The organism is Mesorhizobium sp. LNHC229A00 (assembly GCF_000502415.1).
Lineage (GTDB): Bacteria > Pseudomonadota > Alphaproteobacteria > Rhizobiales > Rhizobiaceae > Mesorhizobium.
The window spans coordinates 181,665-199,502 of sequence record NZ_AYWQ01000006.1; the positions used below are offsets into that span (position 1 = coordinate 181,665).

Genomic DNA, 17,838 nt, shown 5'->3' on the forward strand with positions numbered 1-17,838 from the left:
CCGGGAGCACTTTAGGCAGTCGGTACGCAGCGATCGTAGCAAAAGGGCGCCCGGAAAGGCCGCGAGATGAGCAAAAAAACCTTGATCGCACCGTCGGTGCTGGCATCGGATTTCTCGAAGCTCGGTGACGAGGTCGAGGCGGTGGCGGCGGCCGGTGCCGACTGGATCCATCTCGACGTGATGGATGGGCATTTCGTGCCAAACATCACCTTCGGCCCGCCTGTCATCAAGGCGATCCGCAATCGCACCAAGGCCTTTTTCGACTGCCACCTGATGATCGCGCCAGCCGACCCCTACCTCGCCGCCTTCGCCGAAGCCGGCTGCGACGGCATGACGGTGCATGCCGAGGCCGGGCCGCATCTCGACCGCTCGTTGCAGACAATCAGGAACCTCGGCAAGAGGGCGGGCGTCTCGCTCAATCCGGCAACGCCGGAAACGGCGATCGAATATGTGCTCGACCGGCTCGACCTGATCCTGATCATGACCGTCAATCCGGGTTTCGGCGGGCAGGCCTTCATCCCGGCAATGGTCGACAAGGTGAGAAGGATCAAGGCGCTGATCGGTGACCGGCCGATCCGCATCGAGATCGACGGAGGCGTCTCGCCGGAAACCGCCCCCTTGGTCACCGCTGCCGGCGCCGACGTGCTGGTGGCCGGTGCCGCCATCTTCAGGGGTGGCAGTGTCGAGGCTTACCGCGCCAATATCGAAGCGATCAGGGCGGCGGCCGACAAGGCCGCCGGCTAACATAGCGCGGTCATTCCGGGGCCAATTGCTGCGGACCGGCGTCGTTGGAAGGGCGTGGTCTGCCGCATATCCGAATCAGGCTGCGCGGCGATCTGATTCGGGCAGTCGCCTGCTGTCTTTGCGCGCGACAGAAAAGATGCTCGCATGGGAGCACAAGAAACAGATGATCCTGCGTGCATACAAACCACGTTAAACTTCTGCTGGTTGTAGAAATATTCGAATTCTCGCGATCGGCTCCGCGCATTTGCGTATATTTCATTGTCCTAAAGTACAATAGCGCGATCTTCTGCTTGAGTGCCGGAAGCGTAGCGCTGTATGGTACACGTACGGAGAGAGAATTTCGGACTCGAATTGCCCAAGACGACAGTAAGGGGACAAGGAGTCGCTTTTGACGTACGGAGCTGCCAATCTGAGCGACGACGGGACCGGAGCCAAGAGCACACTTGCCAGCACGGTCTATCATCAATTGCGTGATGATCTTCTCGGCGGCGCTCTTGAAACCGAAAGCAAGCTGCGCGTCGAGTGGGTCGTTTCCAAGTATGGCGCCGGTGCCTCTCCGGTTCGTGAAGCCCTCAATCGCCTTGCCTCCGAAGGTCTCCTTGGCCGCCATGACCAGCGTGGCTTTTTCATCATGCCGGTCAGCGCGACGGAACTCGAGGAACTGACGCGCACCCGCTGCTGGCTCGAGGAGCGGGCCCTGCGCGAATCCATTGCCCACCGGACCGCCGAATGGGAAGAACAATTGGTGCTGGCGCTGCATCGGCTGGGGCGGGCCTCACGGCTTTCGTCGCAAAGTAGCTCGTCGCTCAATCCGGAGTGGGAGAAAGTGCATCGCACTTTCCATCGGGTGCTGATCTCGGCGTGCCGGTCGCACTGGCTGGTTGGCTTCTGCGACCAGCTTTCCGATCACGCCTACCGCTACAGGCAAATGGCCAATGACGGGGAGAGCATCCAGCGCGACGATTTCGCCGAACATCGGTTGATTGCTGAAAATGCGCTGGACGGAAATGCGGATGGTGCCGTCCAGGCCCTGATCGATCACTACCAGCTGACCGCCGCCATGTGCATGGAACGCTTCAGGCAAGGCGAGGCACCCGCCGGTCCGGGTCAGCGCGCCCAGCGTTGACGGCTGTTTGGTCGGCGCCCTCTGCCGTCCCATCCCTCGAATCTTTTCGGTGGACGCAGGGCAGCCTGTCGCGGCCTTGACGGCAGGGCTGGGAAACGCGAACTCTTCGTCGCGTGCCGCCGAGACCGCGGCCGGCATCACCCTGGGAAGATGTCATGAGCAATCATCTGTTCGATGCGTTCCGGTCCCGGATGCCGGCGCCTGGGCATATGTTGATGGAAACCGATGATGGACGCTCGCTCACCTATGGCGACATGCTGGCACGCTCGGCGCAGCTTGCGCATGCGCTCCTGCAAATGGATGTCGCGCCCGGAGACCGGGTTGCCGTGCAGGTCGAGAAGAGCCCGGAGATGGTTTTGCTCTATCTCGCCTGCGTGCGCGCCGGCGCCGTCTTCCTGCCGCTCAACACCGCCTATACGCTGGCCGAGCTCGGCTATTTCTTTGGGGATGCGGCACCTCGGGTGATCGTCTGCGATCCGGAACGGTCGGCGGACATCCGTGGGATGGTCGAGCCGTCCGGTGCCGTCGTGGTCACGCTCGACCGCGGTGGCCAGGGATCCCTGGCGGACCAGGCATCGCGTCAGTCTTCCGAGTTCCACGATGTGGAGCGCGGCGCGGACGACCTTGCGGCGATCCTCTACACGTCGGGAACGACCGGCCGTTCGAAAGGCGCCATGCTCAGCCATGAGAATCTCGCCTCGAACGCGCGGGTGCTGGTCGAGCAATGGCGGTTCACCAGGGATGACGTGCTGATCCACGCTCTGCCGATTTTCCACACGCACGGCCTGTTCGTCGCCACCAACGTCACCCTGATGGCCGGCGCCTCGATGCTGTTCGAGCAGAAATTCGACGCGGGCCGCATCGTCTCGCTGCTGCCGCGCGCCACCGCCCTGATGGGCGTGCCGACCTTCTATACCAGGCTGCTGAAGCAGGACGGGCTGGATCGCGAGGCGGCGAAAAACATCCGGCTGTTCGTGTCTGGTTCCGCGCCGCTGCTGGCCGAAACGCACAAGGCCTGGCGAGACCGTACCGGCCACGCCATCCTCGAGCGCTACGGCATGACCGAGACCAACATGAACACCTCCAATCCTTATGAGGGCGAGCGGCGCGCCGGAACGGTCGGCTTCCCCTTGCCCGGCGTGTCGCTGCGCATCGCCGATCCCGATTCCGGCAAGCCGCTTGCCCAGGGCGAGGTGGGCATGATCGAGGTCAAGGGCCCGAACGTGTTCCGCGGCTACTGGCGCATGCCGGAAAAGACCAAGGCGGAATTCCGCGCCGACGGCTTCTTCATCACTGGCGACCTCGGCATGATCGACGCCGACGGCTATGTCCACATTGTCGGTCGCGGCAAGGACCTGATCATCTCAGGCGGCTACAACGTCTATCCGAAGGAGCTCGAAAGCGAGATAGACGCGCTCGACGGCGTCCTGGAAAGCGCCGTCATCGGCCTTGCCCATCCGGACTTCGGCGAAGGCGTCACCGCTGTGGTCGTGCGCTCGCCCGCGTCGCGGATCAGCGCGGCCGAGATTCTCGACGCTATCACCGGCCGCATGGCGAAGTACAAGCATCCCAAACGGGTGATCTTCGTCGACGACCTGCCGCGCAACACGATGGGCAAGGTGCAGAAGAACCTTTTGCGCGACAGCTACAAGGATCTCTACATCCCAAGCAAAGCCGGCTAAGCAGATATCGCGCTCCGGCCCGCGAACGCTGGCTCAGGTCGGGTACAACAGTTCGGCGACATGGTCTGCGATGGCCAGGCTCGCCGTCAGGCCTGGGCTCTCGATGCCGAACAGATTGACGATCCGGCCCACGCCATGATCGGCCGGTCCCTGAATCACGAAGTCCGCCGCGGGCTGCCCGGGTCCCGAGAGCTTCGGCCGGATGCCGGCATAGGCCGGCTGCAGCGCGCCATCCGCGAGATCGGGCCAATAGCGGCGGATCGCCTCGTAGAAGACGGCGCTTCGGCTGGGGTCGACCGTGTAATCCACGCCGTCGATCCATTCGACGTCGGGGCCAAAGCGCGCATTGCCGGCCAGATCGAGCGTCAGATGGACGCCAAGACCCCCTTCGACCGGACCCGGATAGATCAGCCGCGAAAAGGGTGACCGCCCTGGAAGCGCGAAATAATTGCCGCGCGCCAGCCACTGCCGGGGGATGACATCCCATGGGAAACCCTCGATCCGACTGGCCACGGCCTGCGCATCGAGGCCGGCTGCATTGACGAAAGTGCCGGCCTCCACGGCGAAGGTCTCGCCATTGGCGTCTCGCGTGTCGAGCCGGATCCGATCGGCTTCGATCGTCGCCCCGGCAACGGAGGTGAGGAAAGCGAAGGACGCGCCTGCTGCTTCCGCGTCACTGCGTAGCGACAGCATCAGCGCGTGGCTGTCTATGATGCCCGTCGATGGCGACAGCAGCGCGCCGGCGCATCTCAGCGCCGGCTCCAGGCTTTCGGCCTCGGCGCGTGTCAAAAGCTCGAGATCGTCCACCCCACAGCGCTTCGCATTGGCCTCGATCGCCCGCAGCCCGTCCGTCTGGCCGGGTTCGCTGGCGACGATCAGCTTGCCGGCGCGGCGATGGCCGATAGTGTGTTCGGCGCAGTATGCATAGAGCTGCCGGCGCCCTTCGACGCACAGCCGGGCCTTCAGGCTGCCGGGCGCATAATAGAGCCCGGCATGGATGACTTCGGAATTGCGTGAACTGGTGACGGTGCCGATCGCGTCGGCCTTTTCGATCACCACCACCTCGCGGCCCGACAAGGCCAGCGCCCTGGCGACGGCAAGCCCGACGACACCTGCTCCGGCGACGACACAATCGATTGTCAGCATGGCCTCGCTCTCAGCGCGGAGCGACAGCCTCGAACACCTTGTCGCCGCCGATCCAGACCCTTCCTATGTCAAGATCGTCCGACAGCGCAACGATGTCCGCTGCCGTCCCATTCGCGAAGCGGCCAAGCCGGTGCGACTGGCCGATCGCCTGGGCCGGGTAGAGCGAGGCCATGCGCAAGACTTCGGAAAGCTCGAGCCCGACAGTGCGGTGCATGAACCGGATGGCCGAGATCATGTCGAGGTCGGCACCGGCCAGCGTCCCGTCGGCAAGCCTGAGGCTGCCATCCCTGCGGTAGATGGTGCGGCCATTGAGCGTGAACGAACTCATCTCGGTGCCGATCGTCGCCATCGCGTCGGTGACCAGCACGATCCTGCCCGGTCCCTGCTTGGCGTCGAGCGCGATCCTGATCGTGGCGGGATGGACATGGATGCCGTCGGCGATCAGCCCCGCCGACAAGGCGCCGATGTCGATGGCGGCGCCCGCCAGCCCGGGCTCGCGGTTGCCGATCTGGCTCATCGCGTTGAACAGATGCGTGACGACGCTGGCGCCGGCCTCGGCGAAGGCTTTTGCCGTGGCATGGCCCGTGTCGGAATGGCCGAGGCTGACGATGATCCCGGCCTCGGCCAAGGCCTTGACGCGGGTAGGGTCGACGGATTCCGGCGCGATCGTGGTGAGCAGCACCGGCAGCTTCTGGCGCGCCGCGATCAGCATGGCCTGGTCGGCGTCCGTCATCGGCCGGATCAGCGCCGGATCATGCGCCCCCTTGCGGGCAATCGACAGATGCGGACCTTCCAGGTGCAGGCCGAGAAAACCCGGCACTTTTTGCAGCACTGCCGCTTCGCCGGCGGCGATCGCGGCGGCCGTGATTGCGGGCGTGTCGGTGATCAGCGTCGGCAGCAGCGCCGTCGTGCCGAACGGCGCGTGCGCGCGGCAGATGGTTTCGATCGAGGCGACATCGGGATGATCGTTCAGCATCACGCCGCCGCCGCCATTGACCTGGATGTCGACGAAGCCTGGCACCAGCATGCCGCCGCCGGTGTCGATGGCGCGGATATTCCCGGGCAGCGCGCCTTGCGGCAGCATGGCTTCGACGAGGCCGCCGCGCACGACAAGGACCGCGCCTTCATGCCAGTCGTCGCCATCGAAGATGCGGGCGCCCGTCAGGGCAAAACGGTCGCTCATACGGTCTCCGTCACCTTGCGAAGGTTGCGCGGCGCGTCCGGATCGAGGCCGCGATGGCGGGCAAAGGCCTCGACGAACATGTAGAAGGAGACGATCAGCGTTAGCGGATCGGTCAGCGGGTGACCGGTGGCGACATGCGGCAGGCGCGTGGCGCGATTGGCGAGCGCCGAGGTGACGAAAACCGGCGCGCCTTTTGCCGCCAGGCTGTCGGCGGCGTCGGCGACCGAGGGCTCGGACGCGTCGCGAGCGGCCAGCGCCAGCACCGGAAAGTCGGGACCGATCAGCGCCAGCGGGCCATGCATCACTTCGGCCGCGCTATAGGCCTCGGCATGCATGCCGCAGGTCTCCTTGAACTTCAGCGCCGCTTCGTTTGCCATCGCCGCCGACGGACCGCGGCCGAGAATGAACAGCGATCTTTGCTTCTCGATCGTCTCGGCCAGCACGCTCATCCAGTCGCAGCCGATCGCCTTGCCGAAATGGTCGGGCAGGCGGGCCAGAGCCGCGAGAAGCGCTTCGTCGCCGGTCGAATGCGCCATTAAAGCGAGACCGGCAACGGCGGAATTGATGAAGGTCTTGGTTGCCGCGACGCTGCGCTCCGGCCCGGCGAGGATGTCTATCGCATAGTCCGAGGCGCGCGCGAGCGGCGAATCTGCGGTGTTGGTGACGGCAATGGTCAGCGCGCCGCCGGCCCGTGCGGTTTCGGCCATCGCGACGATGTCGGGGCTCTTGCCCGACTGCGAGATCGCCAGGCAGGCCGAGCCGTCAAGCCGGAGCTTGCGGCCGTAGATCGAGGCGATCGACGGCCCGACCGAGGCGACGGCAAGGCCCGCGGTCAATTCGACGGCATATTTCATGAAGGTGGCGGCATGATCGGAGGAGCCTCGCGCCACGGTGACGACGAAATGCGGGTCGCGCTCCTTGATGCCGCGCCCGGCTTCGGCCAGCACGGCACCGGAGCCGTCGAGCAGGCGGGCGACGGCTTGCGGGATTTCCTCGATCTCGCGCTGCATATGAGTGGCGTTGGCAATCATGGTCGGCCCTCTTCGCTCGGCCCTGTCAGCCGCAGTTCGGCGACGAAATCATAGGCGTCGCCCCGGTAGATGGAGCGGGTGAACTCGATCACCTTGCCGCTCGCCAGGTAGGAAATACGTTCGATATGCAGGCCGGCAATGCCCGGCGGCACTTCGAGCAGGCGCGCATCGCCTTCGCCGAGATTGGCGGCGGAGATGCGCTGCACCGCGCGCACCGGCCGGTTGCCGGTCAGTTCCAGTGCGGCGTAAAGCGACGAACCGATGCCAGCCGGATCCGGCAGCACGCTGGCCGACAGCGAAGCGCGTTCGATCGCCAGCGGCGTGTCGTTGGCGATGCGCAGGCGGGCCACGCGTGCCACCAGTTCGCTCGACGAGAGGCCAAGCACCATCATCTCGTCGGGCGAGGGCGCGTAGAGGCCGCGGTCGAGCCAGGCCGAACGCACCGCCATGCCGCGCCGCGCCATGTCCTCGGTGAAGGAGGTCAGCCGCGACAGCGACTGCTCGACGCGCTCCATGCGCGGGGCCACGAAGGTGCCCGAACCGTGGCGCTGCACCAATACGCCGCCCTTGACCAGGTCCTGCACCGCCTTGCGCACGGTGACGCGCGAAATGTCGGCCTTGGTGGCGATGTCGCGCTCGGATGGCAGCGCGTCGCCTGGGCCGATCAGGCCGCGGTTGACGGCGTCCTCGATGCTTTTCCTGAGCTGCAGGTAAAGCGGCGCGCCGCTTTGCGAGGATTGTTTGAGCGTGGCGAAGATCTGGTCGGCGGCATCGCTCATCGCGCAGCCTCCACACGTGCAGCGAAAAGGCGTGCCGCCATCTGCACAGCACCGCCTAGCGCATCGTCGAGCGGTTCCTTCAGCAGGGTGCGGTAGCGCTCCGACAGGCGCGGCGCATAGAGCGGCGCCAGCCCGCCGAGCAGGCAGAGCGGTGCTCCGGCGGCGAGGTCGAGCGCGCCAAGCGAGGCCTCGACATCGGCGACCGCCTTGTCGAGTATCCAGTTGGCGACGATGTCGCCTTTTTGCGCATGTTCGAATACTTTCGGCGCGAAGCCGCCGAAATCGCCGGGCTTGGCGTTGGTCGTGAATTCGACCACGTCCTCGGGATTATTGCGGAAAACGGCCATCATGCTGTCGGTCAGCGGCGAGGCTAGGCGCACGCCATCATGCGCGAGCAGTGTCTGCTCCAGCAGGTCGCGGCCGATGCGGGCGCCGCTGCCCTGGTCGCCGACCTGAAATCCCCAGCCGCCGATGGCGCGGGACTTGCCATCCTTGCGCGCCATATAGGCGGTACCGGTGCCCAGGATCGCCATCGCACCGTCACCGGAACCGACCGCGCCTTCCAGCGCGATCTCCGCATCGGTCTCCACGCGGCTGGTGCTGAACGGCAGGATCGCCTCGAGCTGTTGCCGGTACGTGCCGACATTGGCGCCGGCAAGGCCGAGGATGGCGGGTGTTTGCGGGATCAGGTCCGGATCTTGCCCGGCGGCGATGAAAGCCTGCCGCGCCGCATCGACGATGTTCGAGCGGGCGCCGGTGAGGTCGGTGCGGATGTTGGCGGCGCCGCTTTTGGCGCGGCCGACGACAGCGCCGTCCGCCGTTGCCAGCGCGGCCCTGCAGCTGGTGCCGCCGCCATCGATACCGAGCACGAATTTCACACGATTTCTCCTCCGGCAGGATAATACCAATAAAATACCAATAGCCAAGGGTTAATTTCCGTTTCAAAAAGATTAAGCGGTATCTCATTGAAAAGGTTCCGCAATTCGTCGGCTCACCGATTTCCCGTCCGCGAATTCGTTAATGCATGTGGACAAGTGGTATTTTTTTGGTATTGTTTTGTCGATTGGAGGAACTGGGATGGCCGAAACGCGCACCGAAGCGTTGCATGGGAATGCCGAGGGGCTGGATATCCGGGCTCCCGAAGTCATCCTTGCTTCGCTGGCCGATGCGCAGGTCGAGGCCGCGAAAGCGGTCCGAAACGCCATTCCCTCCATCGCCAGGGCAGCCGAGATCATTGCCGGCTGCCTGAGCGACGGCGGCAAGCTCGCCTATGCCGCAGCCGGCAGCTCCGGCCTGATGGCGCTGGCCGATGCGCTGGAATTGCCGGGCACGTTCGGCATCCAGCGCGATCGCATTGCCATCCTGATCGCCGGCGGCGACAACGCCTTGAGGGCACTGGCCGGCGGGCCCGAGGACGACACCGAGGCGGCCACGACGGCGGTTGCCAATGCCGGTATCGGCGTGGGCGATTGCCTGATCGCCCTTTCCGCCAGCGGCACGACGCCCTATGCGGTGGGCGCCATCGAGGAGGCGCGGCGCCGGGGTGCCGCCACCATCGGCATCGCCAACAACAAGGGTTCGGCTCTGCTCCAGCAGGCCGACACCGCCATCCTGCTCGAGACGCCGCCGGAAGTGATCGCCGGTTCGACCCGCATGGGCGCCGGAACGGCGCAGAAGATCGCGCTCAACATGCTGTCGACACTGACCGCCGTTCATCTTGGCCATGTCCATGACGGCTACATGGTCAACCTCCTGGCCGACAATATGAAGCTGCGCGACCGGGCGGCGCGCATCGTCGCCGCCGTCAGCGGCCGCGGCCAGGAAGAGGCCGTCAGCCTGCTCGAAAAGAGCGGCGGCGCGGTCAAGACAGCCATTCTGCTCGCCGCCGGCGCCGACAGCGCCGATGCGGCGCGGAAGATACTGGAACGGACAGGCCAGAAGCTGCGGCCAGCCCTTTCCGCGCTGGGGCATGATCCCGAAAAGTGGAAACCGCTTTTCGGAAAAGATCACGCTCCAACAAAGAAATAGGCCAGTTTCATCCCGATTCCCATCGGGGTGAAACGGGCTTGCGAGGGGAACAAGGGCTCCAAAGCCTGGGTTCTCATCAAAACCGAACCTGAAAAAGGTCAACAGGGAGACTGAGCATGACAACGAAACTACTGACGGCACTGCTTCTGGGCACCAGCATTCTCGGCTCGGCCGGATTGGCTCACGCCGAGGACGTAACGCTCAACATCGAAAGCTGGCGCGGCGACGACCTTGCCATCTGGAAGGACAAGCTGATCCCGGCCTTCGAAGCCAAGAACCCCGGCATCAAGGTGGTGTTCGCCCCCTCGGCCCCGACCGAGTATGACGCCGCCCTCGGCGCCAAGCTCGCCGCCGGCTCGGCTGGCGACCTGATCACCTGCCGCCCCTTCGACAAGTCGCTCGAACTGTTCAAGAAGGGCAACCTTGCCGACCTCTCGGCGCTGCCCGGCATGGACAACTTCTCGCCGGTCGCCAAGTCCGCCTGGCAGACCGATGACGGCAAGGCGAGCTTCTGCGTGCCGATGGCATCCGTCATCCACGGCTTCATCTACAACAAGGACGCCTTCGACAAGCTCGGCATCAAGGTGCCTCAGACCCGTGACGAGTTCTTCGCCGCGCTCGACAAGATCAAGGCCGACGGCACCTACATCCCGATGGCGATGGGCACTAAGGATCTCTGGGAGGCCGCGACCATGGGCTACCAGAACATCGGCCCCAACTACTGGAAGGGCGAGGATGGCCGCAAGGCGCTGATCAAGGGCGATCAGAAGCTGACCGACAAGGACTGGGTCGCGCCGTATGAGGAACTGGCCAAGTGGAAGCCTTATCTGGGCGACGGCTTCGAGGCCCAGACCTATCCCGACAGCCAGAACCTGTTCACGCTCGGCCGGGCCGCCATCTATCCGGCCGGCTCATGGGAAATCGGCCTGTTCAACACCCAGGCCCAGTTCAAGATGGGGGCCTTCCCGCCGCCGGTCGAGAAGGCCGGCGACACCTGCTACATCTCCGACCATACCGATATCGGCATGGGCCTGAACGCAGCCTCCAAGCACGCGGACGCGGCCAAGACCTTCCTGTCCTGGGTGGCCTCGCCTGATTTCGCCACCATCTACGCCAACGCGCTGCCGGGCTTCTTCAGCCTGAACTCCGCGCCGGTGAAGATGGAAGACCCGCTGGCGCAGGAATTCGTCTCCTGGCGCGGCAAGTGCAAGTCGACGATCCGCTCGACCTACCAGATCCTGTCGCGCGGCACGCCGAACCTCGAAAACGAGACCTGGGTTGAATCGGCCAACGTCATCAACGGCACCGATACGCCCGAAGCCGCGGCCAAGAAGCTGCAGACCGGTCTCGACAGCTGGTATAAGCCGGCCAAGTAAGAGCTCAGGCAGCGGAGCCGGCTGGGCGCATGCCCGGCCGGTTCCGGATTATCCTGTTTTCATATTGCGATTGTCGGCTCTGCCTCACGGCCTTACCCTTGCTGTTGGGGAAGGCTGGCTGACCAGTCGCAGGCTTTTGTCTTGCCGCGCCGGGCAAGGTTTGGGCCACGCATCGGGGCATCATCTAGCATCACATCATCTGGAACCGAGAGACGGCGGGGACCGAACTCATGGCCGCACAAACACGACCCAAAAGACCATTCCGCTGGCATATCGCCGTCTTCCTGGCGCCGGCGGTGCTCGTCTACACGGCGATCATGATCCTGCCGCTCGCCGGCACGCTGCAGCTCTCGCTGTTCCGCAATGTCGACCAGTCCCAGATATTCGTCGGCCTGGACAATTTCCGCACCTTGTTCGGCGACCCCAACTGGTCGGTCAATTTCTGGAATGCGCTGCGTAACAATGTCTGGTTCTTCATCATCCACATGCTGGTGCAGAACCCCGTCGGCGTGCTGTTGGCGGCAATTCTCTCCAGCCCGAGGCTGAGGTTCGCCGCCTTTTACCGCACCGCGATCTTCGTGCCGACCATCCTGTCCTTCGTCATCGTCGGCTTTGCCTGGAAGCTGATCCTGTCGCCGCTATGGGGCGTGGCGCCGCATCTGCTCGACTTCGTCGGGCTGAAGAGCCTGTTCACGCCCTGGCTCGGCAAGGAGCAATACGCGCTGACCGCGCTCAGTCTGATCTCGGTGTGGCAATTCATCGGCATTCCGATGATGCTGATCTATGCCGCGCTGCTGTCGATCCCGGAAGAGGTGCTCGAGGCGGCCGAATGCGATGGCATCACCGGCCTGTCGCAGTTTTGGAAGATCAAGCTGCCGCTGATCCTGCCGTCGATCGGCATCATCTCGATCCTCACCTTCGTCGGCAATTTCAACGCCTTCGACCTGATCTACACCGCGCAGGGCGCGCTCGCGGGTCCCAATTATTCGACCGATATTCTCGGCACCTTCCTCTACCGCGCCTTCTTCGGCTTCCAGTTGCAGGTCGGCGACCCCAACATGGGCGCGACCATCGCCACGATCATGTTCCTGATCATCCTGGGCGGTGTCTGCGTCTACCTCTTCCTCATCCAGACGCGCCTGCGTCGCTACCAGTTCTGAGGGGACGAAGATGAGCATCGCCACCCGTTCACTGCCCCGCGCCATCGGCGCCCACGCGATCCTGCTGACCTACACGGCGATCGCGCTGTTTCCGGTGATCCTGGTCATCATGAATTCGTTCAAGTCCCGCGCCGGCATCTTCGGCGCGCCGCTGACGCCGCCGACGCCAAAGACGTTCGACCTGATCGGCTACACCACGGTGATCGGCCAGGGCGACTTCATCCATTATTTCCAGAACAGCCTCGTCGTCACCGTCGGCTCGCTGTTCTTCGTGCTTCTGTTCGGCGCCATGGCTGCGTTCGCGCTGTCGGAATATCGCTTTCGCGGCAACACGATGATGGGGCTTTATTTAGCGCTCGGGATCATGATCCCGATCCGGCTCGCCACCGTCGCCATCCTCCAATTGATGGTGGCGAGCGGGCTGGTCAACACGCTGACCGCGCTGATCCTGGTCTACACCGCGCAGGGGCTGCCGCTCGCCGTCTTCATCCTGTCCGAATTCATGAAGCAGGTGTCCGACGATCTGAAGAACGCCGGCCGCATCGACGGCCTGTCGGAATACACCATCTTCTTCCGGCTGGTCGTGCCGCTGGTGCGGCCGTCGATGGCAACCGTCGCCGTCTTCACCATGATCCCGATCTGGAACGATCTGTGGTTTCCGCTGATCCTGGCGCCGTCGGAAGAGACCAAGACGGTGACGCTCGGCGCCCAGCTTTTCCTGGGCCAGTTCGTCACCAACTGGAACGCCATCCTGGCAGCACTGTCGCTGGCGATCCTACCGGTGCTGGTCCTCTATGTCATCTTCTCGCGGCAGCTGATCCGCGGCATCACGTCGGGGGCCGTCAAGTGAGCGACGGTCAGGAGATTGTCGGACAGGCCCTTGTCGAGACGGCGAGCCGGCATGGATTTCGCGGTGTGCGCGCCAAGAATTTCTACCGGGAATGGCCGGAGACGATCTGCGTGCTGAACCTTCAGAGGTCTTCCTGGGGGCCGCGGTTCTATATCAACGCTGCTGTCTGGTTTACGCGGCTCGGGCCGGAGCGCCGGCCGAAGGAATACAATTGTCACATTCGTTGGCGCGTTAATTCCTTGATGGGAGACGAGCAGTCAAAGGCATTCGAGCAGGCCCTCAATCTGGAGCAGCTCTTGTCTGACGATCAGAGGCTTTCATTGGTCAAGGACGGAGTCGATGCCTACGGCTTCAGGCTTCTGTCTCGCTGCGACAGCGAACAAGCTGCCTTGCAGGTCGCGGACGAATGCGAGCCTCATGTCATGGTTGCTCTCAAGGCTCGCACGCAAGAAAAGGTGAATTGATACATGACTGAACCCCTTCGCGTCGTCGTCGCCGGCCTCGGCAATATGGGCCGCAGCCATGCGCTGGCCTATCACACCAATCCGGGTTTTCAGATCGCCGCGCTGGTCAACCGCTCCGACGTGCCTTTGCCTGGGGGGCTTTCCTTCTATGGCATCAGGCGTTCGTTCGATGACGCCCTGCGCGACGAAAAGCCCGACGTCGCCTGCGTCGCCACCTATTCCGACAGCCATGCCGATTATGCGGTGAAGGCGTTCGAGGCCGGATGCCATGTCTTCGTCGAAAAGCCGCTGGCAACGACGGTGGCCGATGCCAGGCGTGTCGTCGCGGCAGCCAAGGCCAACGGCCGAAAGCTGGTGATCGGCTATATCCTGCGCCACCACCCGTCCTGGATCCGGTTGATCGCCGAAGCGCGCAAGCTCGGCGGTCCCTACGTGTTCCGCATGAACCTCAACCAGCAATCCTCGGGCCATACCTGGGAGACGCACAAGCAGCTGATGCAGACGACATCGCCGATCGTCGATTGCGGCGTGCATTATCTCGACGTCATGCTGCAGATCACCGATGCCAAGCCGGTCGAGGTGCGCGGCATGGGCGTGCGGCTGACCGAGGAAGTCGCGCCTTCCATGTACAATTACGGCCATCTGCAGGTGCTGTTCGATGACGGCTCGGTCGGCTGGTACGAGGCCGGCTGGGGTCCGATGATTTCGGAAACCGCCTTCTTCGTGAAGGACGTGATTTCGCCCAAGGGCTGCGTGTCGATCGTCATGAAGGAGGGCGTGAAGTCCGACGACATCGACACCCACACCAAGACCTCGACCATCCGCCTGCACAGCGCCGCGACCGGCGCGGACGGCAAGTTCGTAAAGGCGGACGAGATGCTGTCGATGGAAGGCGAACCCGGCCATCAGGATCTCTGCGATCTCGAACAGGCTTTCGTCCTCAAGGCGATCCGCGAGGATATCGATCTCACCAGACATATGGACGACGCGGTGCGGTCGCTCGCCGTCTGCCTTGCCGCCGACGAGAGCGTGCGCGGCGGAAAGGCGGTGCGGCTATGATTAGGCTGTGGTCTTCCGCGCCCTACGGCGCCCGCTTGGCGCCCACTCATCAATTTGGAGGACTGCCGTGGGCTCGCTAAAAATCGAGAACGTGAAAAAGGCATTTGGGCCGGTCGAGGTGCTCAAGGGCATCGACCTTGAAGTGACGGATGGCGAGTTCGTCGTCTTTGTCGGCCCTTCGGGTTGCGGCAAGTCGACATTGCTCCGGGTCATCGCCGGTCTGGAGGATTCGACCTCGGGCCGGGTGCTGATCGATGGCGAGGATGTCTCGGTCACCCCGCCGGCGAAACGCGGCATCGCCATGGTGTTCCAGACCTATGCGCTCTATCCGCATCTGACGGTGAAGAACAATATGGGCCTCGGCCTCAAGCAGGCGAACACGCCGGCGGCGGAAATCGACCGCCGCATCGGCATCGCCTCGTCCATGCTGTCGCTGGAGCCCTATCTCGAAAGACGACCTGCGGAACTTTCCGGCGGCCAGCGCCAGCGCGTCGCCATCGGCCGCGCCGTGGTGCGCGAGCCGAAACTTTTCCTGTTCGACGAACCGCTGTCGAACCTCGATGCGGCGCTGCGCGTCAACACGCGGCTGGAGATCGCGCAACTGCATCGCCGGCTGAAGGCGACGATGATCTACGTAACCCACGACCAGGTCGAGGCGATGACGCTGGCCGACAAGATCGTGGTGCTCAATGCCGGCAAGATCGAGCAGATCGGCGGCCCGATGGAACTCTACAATTCGCCGGCAAACGAGTTCGTCGCCGGCTTCATAGGCTCGCCGAAGATGAATTTCGTCGACGGCGCCCGGCTCGGCGAGACAGCCAAGACCATCGGTGTGCGGCCGGAGCACCTGACGGTCGATCCGAAATCCGGCGCCTGGAAGGGCACGGTGGTGCATGCCGAACATCTCGGCGCCGACACCAATCTCTATCTCGACTGCGAGAAAGCCGGCCTGATCACCGTGCGCATTTTCGGTGTTTATGACGCCGAGCCCGGCGCGACGCTTTATGCGACGCCGGAGCCAGGGAAGACGTATCGGTTTGGCGCGGATGGGAAAGTGCTGAAGTAGTATCGCAACATAGGTTTGCGCCGCCCCTCATCCGCCTGCCGGCACCTTCTCCCCGTATAGTGACGGGGAGAAGGAAGGTAGCTCCAGCGCCGGCGATTGGCAAAAGCAGTAACGACAGCGCCGTTCTCCCCGTTCTACGGGGAGAAGATGACGGCAGCCAGATGAGGGGCAGCGCCAGCGCCTAAAATGTCACGCCTAGAGCAATTCCAGGGAAAGTGTGAAACGGTTTTCCGTCCGGAACTGCTCTAAACGTCAGCCTTGAACGTCTGCTTCTGCTGACCCAATCCCTCGATCCCCAGCTCGACAACATCACCAGCCTTCAAGAACACCGGCGGCTTCATGCCGAGCCCGACGCCGGGCGGGGTGCCGGTCGAGATAATGTCGCCGGGGTGCAGCGACATGAACTGGCTGAGGTAGGAGACGAGATAGGCCACTCCGTAGACCATGGTCTTGGTCGAGCCGTTCTGCATGGTCTTGCCGTTGACCGTCAGCCACATCTTCAGGTTCTGCGGGTCTGATACTTCGTCCTTGGTTACCAGCCACGGGCCGGTCGGGCCGAACGTGTCGCAGCTCTTGCCCTTGGTCCATTGGCCCTGGCGCTCGGCCTGGAAGGCGCGTTCGGACACGTCATGGGAGACGCAATAGCCGGCGACATGGTCGAGCGCGTCGGCTTCGCTGACATATTTGGCGGTTTTGCCGATGACCACGCCGAGCTCGACTTCCCAGTCGGTCTTCTCGGAGCCGCGCGGGATCAGCACGTCGTCGTCCGGGCCGACGATGGCCGAGCTTGCCTTCATGAAGATGATCGGTTCCGGCGGCACGGTGGCCCCGGTCTCGGCGGCATGGTCGGAATAGTTGAGGCCGATGCAGATGAACTTGCCGGTGCCGGCAACGCAGGCGCCAAGGCGCGGCTTGCCGGAAACCGCCGGCAGCGACTTCGCATCGAGCTTCGAAAGCATGTCCAGCGAGGCCGGATGAAGTGTCGTGCCGGCAATATCGGCGACATGGGCGGAGAGATCGCGGATCGTTCCATCCGCATCGAGCAGGCCGGGACGTTCGCTTCCCACCTCGCCATAGCGCAGCAGTTTCATGCATCTTCTCCTGATTGCGGCCTCGTGGCCGTCCTACAAACTCTCCGCCGGGGCGGCCGTCCTCTGGAACCCGCCGGAGCCTAGCCATGGGCCTGCTTAACGACAAGCGCGAACAGCCTCTATTGGCGGCCGGCGGGCGGGATTTTCAGACTTCCCGATCCTGCACCAAACCCGATGTCCGGTTGTCCCCAGGCAGCGCTCAGATCGACCAGCCGCCGTCGATATTATAGGCCTGTCCGGACGTGTAGCTGGCGCCGGCCAGGTAGACGGCGAGATCGGCGATCTCCTCTGGCGTGCCGAGCCGGCCCATTGGCTGGCGGGCGATGAAAGCGGCGCGGGCGGCGTCGTAATCGCCCTGGGCGTGCATGCGGTCCTGCAGCGACGGGCTTTCGACCGTGCCGGGGCAGATGGCGTTGCAGCGTATGCCCTTGCCGACATAGTCGGCCGCGACCGCCTTGGTCAGCCCGATCACGGCGGCCTTGGTGAGGCCATAGGCGAAGCGGTTTGGCACGCCCTTGGTCGAACTGGCGAGCGAAGCCATGTTGATGATCGACCCGTCGCCACGCTCCAGCATGCCGGGCAGCACCGCCCGGATGGTTCGGATCATGGCGCGCACGTTGAGATTGAAAGCGAAATCGAGATCGGCGTCCTTCATCTCCAGGATCGAACCCGAATGGACGAAACCGGCGCAATTGAACAGCACGTCGACGGCGCCGATCTCGGCAAAGGCGGCATTGACCGCCTCGTCGTTGAGCACGTCGACCTTACGGGTCTTGATCCCTGATGTCTTGGCGAGTTCCGCCAGCAGCGTCTCGTTGATGTCGGTGGCATGGACGGTGGCGCCAGCCTTGGCGAAGGCCAGCGCGCTCGCCTTGCCGATGCCTTGCGCCGCTGCCGTGATGACAACGACCTTGCCCGCCAGTTCCGCCATGCTTTGTTCCTCGCCTGCTTGGGTCAATTGCCTTTATCGGCTGCCGGCGAAAGCGTCATGTGCCAGTCAGGCGCGATTGTGCGGCCGGTGCCAGTTCACTGATAAAGATGTTTTTTCTCGTT

17 protein-coding genes are annotated in these 17,838 nt (G+C 63.9%); 10 read left to right on the plus strand and 7 right to left on the minus strand.

Annotated elements, in window-relative coordinates; genetic code table 11:
- Window positions 1-66 precede the first annotated feature (66 nt).
- From rpe to X742_RS156460, 3 genes are all read left to right on the plus strand, one after another.
- The gene (gene rpe, locus X742_RS156470; RefSeq protein WP_023772073.1) at window positions 67-744 is read left to right on the plus strand and encodes a ribulose-phosphate 3-epimerase; all 678 of its coding nucleotides are present in this window, start codon (window positions 67-69) and stop codon (window positions 742-744) included.
- A gap of 388 nt (window positions 745-1,132) precedes the next feature.
- Window positions 1,133-1,870, plus strand: a complete 738-nt coding sequence (locus tag X742_RS156465; RefSeq protein ID WP_023772074.1) for a GntR family transcriptional regulator — start codon at window positions 1,133-1,135, stop codon at window positions 1,868-1,870.
- Between the two features lie 155 nt (window positions 1,871-2,025).
- A complete protein-coding gene (locus X742_RS156460) occupies window positions 2,026-3,552 on the plus strand; it encodes a malonyl-CoA synthase (protein ID WP_023772075.1) in 1,527 nt (508 codons plus the stop codon).
- Between the two features lie 33 nt (window positions 3,553-3,585).
- Here the strand turns inward: X742_RS156460 and X742_RS156455 are convergent, their stop codons facing one another.
- From X742_RS156455 to X742_RS156435, 5 genes are read right to left on the minus strand one after another with little or no spacing between them, the layout of a single operon-like run.
- A complete protein-coding gene (locus X742_RS156455; protein WP_023772076.1) occupies window positions 3,586-4,698 on the minus strand; it encodes an NAD(P)/FAD-dependent oxidoreductase in 1,113 nt (370 codons plus the stop codon).
- A 10-nt stretch (window positions 4,699-4,708) separates the two neighbouring features.
- The gene (gene nagA / locus X742_RS156450; protein ID WP_023772077.1) at window positions 4,709-5,881 is read right to left on the minus strand and encodes an N-acetylglucosamine-6-phosphate deacetylase; all 1,173 of its coding nucleotides are present in this window, start codon (window positions 5,879-5,881) and stop codon (window positions 4,709-4,711) included.
- Window positions 5,878-6,912: an SIS domain-containing protein gene (locus tag X742_RS156445; RefSeq protein WP_023772078.1), complete on the minus strand. Its 1,035-nt coding sequence runs from the start codon at window positions 6,910-6,912 to the stop codon at window positions 5,878-5,880. The genes nagA and X742_RS156445 overlap by 4 nt, the downstream gene beginning before the upstream one ends.
- Window positions 6,909-7,691: a GntR family transcriptional regulator gene (locus X742_RS156440; protein ID WP_023772079.1), complete on the minus strand. Its 783-nt coding sequence runs from the start codon at window positions 7,689-7,691 to the stop codon at window positions 6,909-6,911. Before X742_RS156440 ends, X742_RS156445 begins: the two co-directional genes overlap by 4 nt.
- Complete coding sequence (locus X742_RS156435; protein WP_023772080.1) at window positions 7,688-8,569, minus strand: N-acetylglucosamine kinase; 882 nt, start codon at window positions 8,567-8,569, stop codon at window positions 7,688-7,690. Before X742_RS156435 ends, X742_RS156440 begins: the two co-directional genes overlap by 4 nt.
- 199 nt (window positions 8,570-8,768) lie before the next feature.
- Here X742_RS156435 and X742_RS156430 point away from each other — a divergent pair, with 199 nt between their 5' ends.
- From X742_RS156430 to X742_RS156400, 7 genes are all read left to right on the plus strand, one after another.
- Entirely contained in the window at window positions 8,769-9,719 is a 951-nt protein-coding gene (locus X742_RS156430; RefSeq protein ID WP_023772081.1) for an N-acetylmuramic acid 6-phosphate etherase, read from the plus strand.
- Between the two features lie 116 nt (window positions 9,720-9,835).
- Entirely contained in the window at window positions 9,836-11,095 is a 1,260-nt protein-coding gene (locus X742_RS156425) for an ABC transporter substrate-binding protein (protein ID WP_023772082.1), read from the plus strand.
- A 230-nt stretch (window positions 11,096-11,325) separates the two neighbouring features.
- Window positions 11,326-12,255 (plus strand): sugar ABC transporter permease, encoded by a 930-nt coding sequence (locus X742_RS156420; RefSeq protein ID WP_023772083.1) that lies wholly within the window; start codon window positions 11,326-11,328, stop codon window positions 12,253-12,255.
- A 10-nt stretch (window positions 12,256-12,265) separates the two neighbouring features.
- Window positions 12,266-13,105 (plus strand): carbohydrate ABC transporter permease, encoded by an 840-nt coding sequence (locus X742_RS156415; protein ID WP_023772084.1) that lies wholly within the window; start codon window positions 12,266-12,268, stop codon window positions 13,103-13,105.
- A complete protein-coding gene (locus X742_RS156410) occupies window positions 13,102-13,569 on the plus strand; it encodes a DUF4304 domain-containing protein (protein WP_023772085.1) in 468 nt (155 codons plus the stop codon). The genes X742_RS156415 and X742_RS156410 overlap by 4 nt, the downstream gene beginning before the upstream one ends.
- Before the next feature lie 3 nt (window positions 13,570-13,572).
- On the plus strand, window positions 13,573-14,628 hold the full coding sequence (locus tag X742_RS156405) for a Gfo/Idh/MocA family oxidoreductase (RefSeq protein WP_023772086.1): 1,056 nt from the start codon (window positions 13,573-13,575) through the stop codon (window positions 14,626-14,628).
- Between the two features lie 67 nt (window positions 14,629-14,695).
- Window positions 14,696-15,694, plus strand: a complete 999-nt coding sequence (locus X742_RS156400) for an ABC transporter ATP-binding protein (RefSeq protein ID WP_023772087.1) — start codon at window positions 14,696-14,698, stop codon at window positions 15,692-15,694.
- Between the two features lie 245 nt (window positions 15,695-15,939).
- On the opposite strand, the gene X742_RS156395 is transcribed toward X742_RS156400, so the two are convergent.
- Entirely contained in the window at window positions 15,940-16,785 is an 846-nt protein-coding gene (locus X742_RS156395) for a fumarylacetoacetate hydrolase family protein (RefSeq protein ID WP_023772088.1), read from the minus strand.
- 199 nt (window positions 16,786-16,984) lie between these two features.
- On the minus strand, window positions 16,985-17,716 hold the full coding sequence (locus X742_RS156390) for an SDR family oxidoreductase (RefSeq protein WP_023772089.1): 732 nt from the start codon (window positions 17,714-17,716) through the stop codon (window positions 16,985-16,987).
- Window positions 17,717-17,838: the final 122 nt, after the last annotated feature.

Coding starts and splice junctions, on each gene's coding strand:
- rpe (WP_023772073.1), top strand. CDS start 67: ATGAGCAAAAAAACCTTGATCGCACCGTCGGTGCTGGCATCGGATTTC.
- X742_RS156460 (WP_023772075.1), top strand. CDS start 2,026: ATGAGCAATCATCTGTTCGATGCGTTCCGGTCCCGGATGCCGGCGCCT.
- X742_RS156455 (WP_023772076.1), bottom strand. CDS start 4,698: ATGCTGACAATCGATTGTGTCGTCGCCGGAGCAGGTGTCGTCGGGCTT.
- nagA (WP_023772077.1), bottom strand. CDS start 5,881: ATGAGCGACCGTTTTGCCCTGACGGGCGCCCGCATCTTCGATGGCGAC.
- X742_RS156445 (WP_023772078.1), bottom strand. CDS start 6,912: ATGATTGCCAACGCCACTCATATGCAGCGCGAGATCGAGGAAATCCCG.
- X742_RS156440 (WP_023772079.1), bottom strand. CDS start 7,691: ATGAGCGATGCCGCCGACCAGATCTTCGCCACGCTCAAACAATCCTCG.
- X742_RS156430 (WP_023772081.1), top strand. CDS start 8,769: ATGGCCGAAACGCGCACCGAAGCGTTGCATGGGAATGCCGAGGGGCTG.
- X742_RS156425 (WP_023772082.1), top strand. CDS start 9,836: ATGACAACGAAACTACTGACGGCACTGCTTCTGGGCACCAGCATTCTC.
- X742_RS156420 (WP_023772083.1), top strand. CDS start 11,326: ATGGCCGCACAAACACGACCCAAAAGACCATTCCGCTGGCATATCGCC.
- X742_RS156415 (WP_023772084.1), top strand. CDS start 12,266: ATGAGCATCGCCACCCGTTCACTGCCCCGCGCCATCGGCGCCCACGCG.
- X742_RS156405 (WP_023772086.1), top strand. CDS start 13,573: ATGACTGAACCCCTTCGCGTCGTCGTCGCCGGCCTCGGCAATATGGGC.
- X742_RS156395 (WP_023772088.1), bottom strand. CDS start 16,785: ATGAAACTGCTGCGCTATGGCGAGGTGGGAAGCGAACGTCCCGGCCTG.
- X742_RS156390 (WP_023772089.1), bottom strand. CDS start 17,716: ATGGCGGAACTGGCGGGCAAGGTCGTTGTCATCACGGCAGCGGCGCAA.